At 56.1% G+C, this 9354-nt stretch carries 12 protein-coding genes; 2 read left to right on the plus strand and 10 right to left on the minus strand.

Annotated features, from left to right (window positions below):
* The first annotated feature begins 788 nt into the window (after window positions 1-788).
* Both HNQ64_RS23655 and HNQ64_RS23660 read left to right on the plus strand, forming a co-directional pair.
* Window positions 789-971 carry a hypothetical protein gene (locus HNQ64_RS23655; RefSeq protein WP_184213331.1) on the plus strand — a complete coding sequence of 61 codons (183 nt, stop codon included), beginning with the start codon at window positions 789-791 and terminating at the stop codon, window positions 969-971.
* Window positions 968-1183, plus strand: a complete 216-nt coding sequence (locus HNQ64_RS23660; RefSeq protein WP_184213333.1) for a hypothetical protein — start codon at window positions 968-970, stop codon at window positions 1181-1183. Before HNQ64_RS23655 ends, HNQ64_RS23660 begins: the two co-directional genes overlap by 4 nt.
* Window positions 1184-1926: 743 nt before the next feature.
* Here HNQ64_RS23660 and HNQ64_RS23665 read toward each other — a convergent pair.
* The 10 genes from HNQ64_RS23665 to HNQ64_RS23705 all read right to left on the minus strand — a co-directional run bounded on the left by HNQ64_RS23665 (window position 1927) and on the right by HNQ64_RS23705 (window position 9171).
* On the minus strand, window positions 1927-3156 hold the full coding sequence (locus HNQ64_RS23665; RefSeq protein WP_184213335.1) for a zonular occludens toxin domain-containing protein: 1230 nt from the start codon (window positions 3154-3156) through the stop codon (window positions 1927-1929).
* A gap of 1 nt (window position 3157) precedes the next feature.
* The gene (locus HNQ64_RS23670) at window positions 3158-3568 is read right to left on the minus strand and encodes a hypothetical protein (protein ID WP_184213337.1); all 411 of its coding nucleotides are present in this window, start codon (window positions 3566-3568) and stop codon (window positions 3158-3160) included.
* Window positions 3565-4977, minus strand: a complete 1413-nt coding sequence (locus HNQ64_RS23675) for a hypothetical protein (RefSeq protein WP_184213339.1) — start codon at window positions 4975-4977, stop codon at window positions 3565-3567. The genes HNQ64_RS23670 and HNQ64_RS23675 overlap by 4 nt, the downstream gene beginning before the upstream one ends.
* 2 nt (window positions 4978-4979) lie before the next feature.
* Window positions 4980-5249 (minus strand): hypothetical protein, encoded by a 270-nt coding sequence (locus tag HNQ64_RS23680; RefSeq protein WP_184213341.1) that lies wholly within the window; start codon window positions 5247-5249, stop codon window positions 4980-4982.
* Between the two features lie 57 nt (window positions 5250-5306).
* Entirely contained in the window at window positions 5307-5444 is a 138-nt protein-coding gene (locus HNQ64_RS24520) for a major capsid protein (RefSeq protein WP_408004370.1), read from the minus strand.
* Window positions 5445-5571: 127 nt separating this feature from the next.
* Window positions 5572-5802, minus strand: coding sequence for a hypothetical protein (locus HNQ64_RS23685; RefSeq protein WP_184213343.1), 231 nt, complete (start codon window positions 5800-5802; stop codon window positions 5572-5574).
* A gap of 126 nt (window positions 5803-5928) precedes the next feature.
* Window positions 5929-6648, minus strand: a complete 720-nt coding sequence (locus HNQ64_RS23690) for a hypothetical protein (protein ID WP_184213345.1) — start codon at window positions 6646-6648, stop codon at window positions 5929-5931.
* Window positions 6649-6775: 127 nt separating this feature from the next.
* On the minus strand, window positions 6776-7132 hold the full coding sequence (locus tag HNQ64_RS23695) for a hypothetical protein (RefSeq protein WP_184213347.1): 357 nt from the start codon (window positions 7130-7132) through the stop codon (window positions 6776-6778).
* A 787-nt stretch (window positions 7133-7919) separates the two neighbouring features.
* Complete coding sequence (locus HNQ64_RS23700; RefSeq protein ID WP_184213349.1) at window positions 7920-8600, minus strand: MT-A70 family methyltransferase; 681 nt, start codon at window positions 8598-8600, stop codon at window positions 7920-7922.
* Window positions 8587-9171 (minus strand): BglII/BstYI family type II restriction endonuclease, encoded by a 585-nt coding sequence (locus HNQ64_RS23705; RefSeq protein WP_184213351.1) that lies wholly within the window; start codon window positions 9169-9171, stop codon window positions 8587-8589. The genes HNQ64_RS23700 and HNQ64_RS23705 overlap by 14 nt, the downstream gene beginning before the upstream one ends.
* Window positions 9172-9354: the final 183 nt, after the last annotated feature.

Below are 9354 nucleotides of genomic sequence, written 5' to 3' on the forward strand. Positions count from 1 at the left end.
ACATTACATACATCCGATTTTAATATCTTGACATCGTGATTCCTTGGAAATTCAAGGTTTCCAGAGCCTATATTGAGCTTGAACGATGTACTTTATCTAGGGTTTTTAGTGGCTTTATAATCGTCTTTCGTCGTCTTGTCTAAGTGCTTTATCTGGATTGTAGCAGAGGAAAGACCGAGTCAAAAGGGTTTTCGGATCCTTCCTAAATTGCTGGTTTTCGAGCTTCTCTAAAGTCGAGTCTAACAAACGATGCTGTGCGCGCATTTCGGCCAATCTTGCCGCTTTTTCGCGGACGTTTTGCGCCTCCTGCAATTCCTGGGTGGAAAGCTGTAACTGGCGTATTTGGTATAACAATAAATCCAACAATTTCACCCCATTTTCTCCGATGTGAACCGCGCCCTTTATTTAGGGTATATTAAGCATTTTGCAAGCGTGTTTTGGGGTGGCTAGGGCCTTGCCGGACAGGCCCACCGACGCAGGACCCGCAGGGCTGACGATGCGGGCACGGCTCCGCCTTTCTGTGCGCGTCCATTAGCTAGGCTAGCCCTGTAACAACGGGCCAGCGCCGAGCCTGTCAGCTCGTCAACGGGTTTCCAGGTCTCCATAAATGGACCCTCCTGGAAACCTGGCCCTTATGGGCCACCAAAGGCTTTTGACTAGCTGACGGACGGCCCGGCACCTCTGCGAGGAGTTGGAGGCTACGCCTCCGAAGGAATGGTATTCCATCAGTTAAAAGGGACAGGGCACACGCCCCCCGCTGGTGGACCGCACGAAAGGACTCCGTCAGTATGAAAATCAGCAAAGCTCTCTCTGTCTTGTTACACATGGCCCACTATCGCGCCTGGGTGGCCGATGGAATCAGAACCTACCGCCAGCACCTGCGGAGGGGGCGCATCGAGCGCGCCGTCACGTGGCGCAATGAAGTGCAGGCCCGCTACGAAGCCCTCAACGCCTGGAGGGCCGCAGCGTGAACGCGTGCCTTGCCTACACGGTGCGGATTCTATACCGCTTCAATGGTGCAGAGGCCAAACACGTTTATGAGATGCACGTGACGGCCAAGGATGAAACCGAGGCCAAGCGGGCGGCCCGCCTGGTCTGGATCGACACCACCCCCGCAGGCCAGGGCGTGCAATGGCTGGGCTCATCGGCTGAGGTGGACAACGGGCAGATGCATTTGCTATGACCCGTAAACTGACTAAAGCGTCCTGCTATACTTGCGGTGCACCCTTCAGGGCGCACCGCAGCGACGCCCGGACGTGTGGCCCCCGTTGCAAGAAGGCCTTGCAGCGGGCCATTAAACGCGAGCTGGGCCAGGCGACCGACTGGACGGCCCGCGATGTTACGGGGGGCATGCCATGGATTCCGGCCAATCGTGGGGCAGATCCAGCAGACTGCAGGATTAAAGGGGACAGCGCGGACGCTAACGCAGTGCTGAAAGCGTGGCCACATGGAACGGCGGTTTTGTTCCGCACAAAGGACGGGGAGCCGCTGAAACCTGGTCGCGTCAATTGGCTGTCCAGGGCAGGGGAGAAGCTGCGATCCAGGCCGAGCAGCCAGCCGGATGTGATGGTGCCCGTTGAGGACCTGCTAGGCGTGCACGTTTGTGAGTGGTGCCACGTGCACAGGGCATAAGGATTATTTAAGTTATCTTAACTAATGGGCAAAATCTGGAAATTTTCTACCCGCGCCGCGCGGCACGAGATCCCGTCACCCCAGAGAGCTAAAGATGCCTGCCACTTTCTTCACCAGCCAGAAAGCCAGGCGCACACCGATGACAAGCGCCCCCATTTTAACCAGGCCTTCAAGTGCTTCACTCATCGCGGAAGGGGCTCTTGATGACGCGAGCAACAAAGGCCACCAGAAGCAGGATAGACCAGGCGACCGTGAACATGGAAAGACTCATGGTTAGGCAGAAGGTGAGAAAGTTCATGTCCCTTTGATTTGCTGGATTGCTTGGTTAATGCCCTGATCTATTGGAGTCATCGGGGTAGGCGTTTCTTGGGCCATATTCTGGCCGGGAACGGTGACTGGGGGCAGGGTTTCGCGCTCTTTGGTGCGTAGAGGTCGAACGGCAATAATCCGCCCGGTGGTGGTGCGGAAGTAGTGCCAGCCTGCATAAGGAACATACTCGATAATTGGAGCACCTTCGTAGTTGAGACCAACAGCAAAGCGGAGGCCCCCGCGAGCATAGACGACGGCGCCAGATGAGGTATGCACGCGGCCTGCTAAGACCCATTCGTCTTGCTCGGACCATTCCAGCTCACGCAGGCCCCCGGTGCCTGGGGTAAAGTCGCCTGATTTGGGTTTGTCCCCTTTATCCGTGCCGGCTTTCGGATCTACGACCGGAGCCGCTTCTTTGGGTTTGGTCTTTTCTCCGAAGAAGTCCCTTTTAATTCGCCAGCCTGCCACGCAAAGGAGGGCCAAGCAGAGCAGGGGACCACCGACGAAGAGCAGGAGGCCTTTCTTTTTGCCTGCGTCCAAGCCCTTGCTGCTGCGGGTAGCATCCACCCGCATTGCCACAGATTCGGCCATTCCGTGGGTCTTGTAGAGCTTGCCCACGGCTGGATTGAATCGGTGCCAGGATTTGAGCCAGGGGGCTTTACTTTGGCCCTGGTAAACGACCCGGCAGAAGTCGCCTAAAATGTATTGAGCGAAGATGCCAACCAAGGGAATGCCCACGGTCTTAATGCACTTCGTGCGGTTCTGCGCCAAGCGTCGCAGGTCTGCAGACACGTTGTCTTCATGCTGGGCAATGAAGATGATTTCTAGACCAACGTGACGGGAAAGGGCGATCAGGTCGAAAACGGGTTGATGCTTGTCCTTGTTCTTCGCCTGATCTTTGACCCGAAACACAATGGAGGCTTCGTCAAAGACCACGATGTTTTCGCGGCCCTCAGCACCCCCGGTGATGCAGTCCGAGGTGGGAACCTCGGTTTCCTCTCCGTCGATGATCTTCTTTTCAAAGCGTATCCATTTACTCGGCTCTTTGGGCAAAATGACAATCTTGTCCCAGAGGCCGAGGGCCTCCCATTCTTCCTGCACCAATGGCAGATTGGTGTGCACCATGGCCCCTTCCTTGGCTGCCTGGAGGCAGGTTTCCACGGCGAGATAACTTTTCCCGCCGCCCATCAATCCAGTTATCAGCGTGAACGACATGCTAGAAGACTTTGGCCAGGAGTTGCAGGATTGCGGAAATCAGCCCGAGGAGCAGATTGAAAAGGAAGATCAGGATGCGAATCCCAATCACGATCAAATGCAGGGCCAGGAGAAAGCCCATGAGAGCAAGAAATTCGTTGATTGGAAAAATGCGGTTGAGCTGGGCCATGACGCCCGCCACTGGCAGGCCACGGACGAGGCCCGCCGCCGAGTTCATCACGTCGGCAATGCTTTGGAATGCTGCGCCCACATCGACGATTTCCAGCACTACCAAGAAGAGGCTCCAAGCCAGGCCGATGGCGGCCGTCATGGCTGCAAAGAACCGGGTAACCGTGGACACAAGCGAGCCGAAGAGGCTATTCACCCAGGCTGCGAAATCGGCCCACCAGACTTTAAGAAAGTCAAAGTTCATGAAAAGGCTCCTTTCAGGATTTCGACGGCCTTAAAGGCCGTCTGGATGGATAGGACGAAGACCAGGATTGCACGCACAATCTCAATCCAGCCGGATGCGAAAGAGTCCAGATCTAGCGTGACGTTCCCGAACGGCCCGACCGGGATTTGCCAGATTAGTGGGGCGGTTCCGTGCTGCTGGGTAAGACCCAACGCACCCACCAGGGCCTGCGCCCCTGTGAGTGCTTCGCCCGCACCTTGGCGGATGCTGCTTATCTTGCCACCGATGCCGGACAGCTCCCCAGGGACGTTTCCAGCGGTGCCGCCCGTGCCGGGTCCAGGCAAGGCGAGATGGCCGGAACCCCCGGTGCCGCCCTCTCCACCTTCGCCGCCTTCGCCGTCTCCTTCACCGTCGCCTATGCCTTTGGTGTTTTCGGCAATCTCCCCGGTGTTTTCTGAGGTTTTACCTGCTGCGTCCTTGATGCTACCTAACAAACTATTACCTTGTGCGGCGTCCCCTTTAGCTTGGTTTGCTGCGTTGGTCACGGCGGTCGTGACTCGGTTAACCGCGGCCAATAGCTCTTGGTGGCGAGCTTCGGTGTTTGGTTCTCCCTCGCCTGGGCGTGGTTGCGGGGTGATTTGGGGAGGTTCGGCAATGGGATCTATCTTGATGCCGCCGCCGCCGCTTGGCGGGCCGTCAGGGCCTCCCGGTGTTCCTGGGCCTCCGATTGGGGGTTCGTTCGGGTCGGTTTCGTCCACGGGTTCACCTTCTGAAATCACAGGAGGATCAGCAGTATCCTGACCATCGACCATGGTTGTCAAAGTGATCGTGAAAGGTTTGTGATAGTAGCACCAGCCGGTGTCATACCAAGTTTGCGGGGGCACGTTGGCCATTTTCTGGCGGATGATTGAGCCCTCGCTTGTCCAGACCTCTTTGACCGTGATTGGGTAGTTGGAAGAGTTCATGACCGCCGCTTGGGCCTTGTAGCGTTTGGGCGGCTCCTCGGCTGGGTTGCCGTCGTTGTCCACGGGGTCGCCGCCTGGGGTGACAGGATTCCCGCCAGAGTAAGGGCCTCCTTTGGGCGGCGTTGTCTCGCCGACTTTGCGGGCTTGCTGCCAGAAGACCGGGATAGGTGCCGCGCCGTTGGTGGTATCTACGAGAATGGTAAGACGAACGGCAGTCACGGTGTCACTGGTCGTGAAGGTGACTGCATTTCGATTGCCCGTCTTTGTGCCAGGTCCAGGGCCTCCAGAGGAGAAAACCCCAGAGGGGCCGTTGACGATTCCCCCGGTGCCTTCCCATTGATAGGTGCAGGTGCTGCCCGCATTGGCGGGCCTTGTAATGCTATACGTGAAGGCCGGGACCTCCCAGGTGATGTTTGCAGCCTGGGCGGATGCACAGGCGAGCAGGAATAACAAAAAGCGTTTCATAATCAGACATGACGACGGAGCCAGGTCAAAGCGATTAAAAGGGACACGACGAGGGCCACGGGTAGAGCGATGGCTAGTTCTTCGCGGAGGTAGGGCAGGAGCTGGAGCCAATCGGCTCCCACAAGCAGATATTCGCCACTGGAGACGAAATCCCCGCCAATGCTGTACACTTCAAAAACGAGTTCCATGGGGCCTGCTATGGTTTCCACTTCGCCAGGGTCTGAACCTTGAAGCTCGATGGACTTTCCAGCCGGGATGATAAGCCTAACCATCTTTATAAATAGGAAAGGGGCGGGGGAGTGATCCCGCCGCCCCAGGGTTGTGTCAGCCTATCGGGCGCCGCGAGTCAAGAAGCTCTTAGCGAGGATGAAGACTGCGATCAGGGCGACGACTGACAGGGCTGCTGTGCCCAGGGTTGTCACGTTTGCGCCCATTCCGCTGATTGCTGATTCTGCTGCTGCGACCATACTTTTTTCTTTCTTGTTTCCCTCTGTGTTTCTGCCACCCGCGAGGGTAGGGGGCAGGGGTCCCTAGCTATGGGACAAATGCCACTTTTTAGCGCCCCTCTCCCGTGGCCCAAGAGAGGGGAAATTGTCACGGGAGGTGACCCCTTGGGCCTGCCTTCATGTCGAGATTACGATAGCGGTCGTTGTAAGCGTACCGGGCAAAGAGTTGGCGCTCTTTGGCCTGTGTCCATGGCTCATCGTCACCGCTGCCGGAGATCATTCCTTTCGCGATGCGGAAGAGCAACAGCGTCGCAAGTACGCCGAGGGCGATGATTCCCACCTGCAAGGATTCAATTTGTTGGGTTGCTTCTTCGATCATGGCTTGGCGGTCTAACTAATTATGCGTTGGCGTATGGGCATAGCTCTTCCTACAAGGACCGCGCCTGCGGCGCGGAACCGCGCGGAATCCTTCCGCATCGGTTCCACCCCACAGGCGGGAGCCGCTCTAACGGACAAAGGAGGCACCAGCCGGATGCATTCCCAGCCAGTTGGACCGTATCCGGTTCTCTAGCTGTGCTGGTGTCTCCTTTGTCCGTTTGCGACCCTTCGCCTTTCGACGAACGGACAGTGACCGCCCCGTGATTACGGCAGATCCGGTCCCCGATGAAGCCCCTGGCTCTTTGGCACCTGTCGCCCATTTCCGAAGAACCTTTGTCCAGGTTCTAACGCAGGTGTCGGCCAAGATCGGCATGCAGTCCCCTTTATCGACGAACTTGCCTAGCTCGTAAGCGTTGGCTCCTTCGTGCGACCATTGCTCCAGCCCCTTTAACACGTACGACACCCCATCGAGTCCGGTGTCATACATGCGCACATCGGCAATTCCTCCGCCACACTCGCGCCAGATTTTACACTGGACGTAGGCCTCGGTTGCGTTGTGCCTCTGGGCTGGCAAACCTGCCAGCAAAATATGGAAATGGTGACGCCCTCCCAGTTCTCCCTGCTCCTCTCGGGCCAGCCATAGAAGGTTGTGCCAGTTCACGCGGTGCGCTCGCTCGCCGTCCTTCGTTTGGTAGTGGCCCAGGCCAACCCGTCGAAGGAAGGCAAAGAGCATTTTCTTGCGTATCGGTGCAGGCGGAACAGCCCCGCCGCTCCCATCATGCCCATACGTGAGCGTGATGAAGAACTGCCAGGGCTGCAAGCTTGCGTGATAGGCAAGGGGGTTCATGGGTCGGTATGTCAGCTAATGACAGAGCAGGGGAGTTCAGGGTCTTTTAAGTCCTGGGCGGTGTATCGCCGCTGAATCGCAGGACAGGGGGCACCTTGCCCGCCTTGACCATCCTCCCCGATGTTCACTAGGCCGCTTTTTTCTGCGTCGGCTCAGTTTGGGCGAGTCGCTTCTTGGCTTCCTCGGTGGCTTTGTCCGTGGCTTCCTGAGAAACCAGCGGTTCAGCTTCGGAGTCAGACCCAGGAGGGAGAACGGCGCGGGTGACGGCCAGGGCATTGATTTGCTCAGGCGTGGCCCATCCTTTGATGATTTCGCCCTTGAGCTTGATCATCGTACCAGACCCAGCCAGGTCTTTAACCAGGACGGTCACGGGCTCTTCTTCGATGCCGAGCGTCTGCCAGTATTTCCGGTAGCCGTCGGGCATGAGGTTGAACACGAAACGCGTCTGGGTGCGGAACATGGCGGGCTTTGTTTTGTCCGTCATCACGACCTGAATCATTGTTACCGGGCCTTTGTCGCCCTGGAAGGTCGAGGGAACTGCGCTTTCAACTGAGAGGTGGAGTACCATAATAGGTTTAGTTTTGGGTTTGGCCTTTCCGGCCTTTTGAGGTGCCCCGGTTAACAAATGTCCCCATGCCGCCGAGGCGCCAGGATGGGTGATTCGGGGATGCTCCCCCAAAGTTGACGCCGCTCCCGCACGGTTCGGGTTTCGGGAACGGCGGGCACTCGGAGGCGGTCGGCTGGGCCGATTGCATCGCCTCGTCTGTGCCAAATTTGTTCGGCTCCTGGGCCTGCTTGGTCACAGGGTCCAGAAGCCGGGGCCGAGGTGAACGGGTCGCTTTCCGTTTCTTCGCTTTCTCGGCAATTTCTTCCCAGTATGCAGCCAGCGTCAAACGTCGCCGCGCTGGCATCATCTGGGGGTAAATGGGTCCGTCCTGACTCTTAGCCATTGGACGGGCAACCGGGCGGGAGAGGAGAATTTCAGCCGTTTTTCTGCGCTTCCTCATGTCGAACCTTCGGTTGCGAAGGGCACGGAAACGGCAGCAAGAGTTGGATGTCCTCTTTAGGTTGACCTTTGCCCAGATCTTGCCGGGTAGGTCTTAGCACCCGCTCAAAAAAGAGGGGTCTAATACGCGAAATCCCATTGGGCACGCGTCGCTGTGCTTCCGAACCTTTCATTGTTTTGCTGATCAAACCCGGCTGCTACACCGAGATCACTGCTACGTGACGCTCCTACCGTGAACGGAGGGTGGCTATTCTGTCAACAATTTTTATCGATTATACTGCTTGGGGACTACAATACTGTTTCTGTCTTTTCCCGCATGGCCATTTCGCAAGGCCTGCCCATGGACGGAATTTTCATGAACATCCTCGTTGCCCCATTGATGCCAGCCATCGCGAGGAAATCGCGCGAACATCTCTAGGTAAGGGCCGGGGGAGCAGCTCTCCACAATATCGTAAAACTCGTCAGGTTTCCTGGAGTGCTCTCGTTTCTGAGTGGACAGCAGGTTTACCTGCGTTCGGCCCGGCTGGAGTGTTCGCATGCTGCCACGAACGCCGAAAAGAACGATCTCAGTTACGTTGCGAAAATAGAAGCCAACGCCACGGCCATCAGGCCCTCCATCCTTCCTGGTTTTATACCATATAATGTTAGACTTATATTTGAAACCCCAAGCTTTCATCACGTCCAAGCCTTCCTGCAAAAGAGCATTTGGAACCCATAGATATAGATGCGCATTCGGAGCGGCCAAGCCGTCAACTGGTAGAGCTTTGATTTCATTTAGCTCCATGGTTGGATATCGAAGCAGTCGTGTATGCTCGGGGGCCATTTTGCCTGTCCGATTTTGAAACTGCCAAGGTGGGTCCGCTAGAATCGTGGAGTAGCGGAGGGGTGCTTTCAGCCCCAAATCTTGAGGAGGGAGCTGATTTGGAGCTCTTTCAGTCTTCGACATATAATGTGTCCTTTATTCCAAATACGAGCACAGGGCAACCGCCGCCACCACCTTCCAAACGAGGCAAGAGCTTACTCATGTGCGTAGTAGATTGCCCAAAACTTGTGCCTCTTCCGAGCCTATCAAAGATGGCCTGGAGGGTGTCACAACGTGTAATAATAATACCAACGGAAATGACGCGTAGCTCAAAGAGCAGCCGGAAATTATTCAAGTCTCTATCGTAAAATGGGTCCTTGTTGTTCCATTCAATTTCCAAGGCAATTCGATCCTTGTAACAATCGACTGCGTGGGTCGGGCTCTCTAATCTTTTGCCATCTACCTCTACGGCAGTGGAGAATTTCTTTTCAACCCAACCTCTAGAATTTAACTCATCATCAAAGGCCTGAGCGACGCCTGATTTCCGGCCTCCTGGCTTGATAATGGAGCTTTTTAGAAGCCTGAATTTTTCCAGTGTTTCGGACACATCTATCCACTGTTCGGGGAAATCACGCTCAAGAATTGCTGTCGCGTGTCTCCATTCATGAATCTCGTAATGATCACGAATGAATTGGGAAAAGCGTTGTGTCGGCATGTGGCGATGCTTGAAAACAAAACGCCCCGGAGGTAGCAGACTCCGGGGCGCTGTGTCTGAATGGCCGAGGCCACCAAACGGGGCTGAAAGGTTCGAAGAATCAGCGAGCCGATTATTGGAGACAAAAAGTCAAGGCGCAAGCAATTCCCGACAAAATCAGTATGCATTTCACATTACATACAT

The organism is Prosthecobacter dejongeii, from assembly GCF_014203045.1.
GTDB lineage: Bacteria > Verrucomicrobiota > Verrucomicrobiia > Verrucomicrobiales > Verrucomicrobiaceae > Prosthecobacter > Prosthecobacter dejongeii.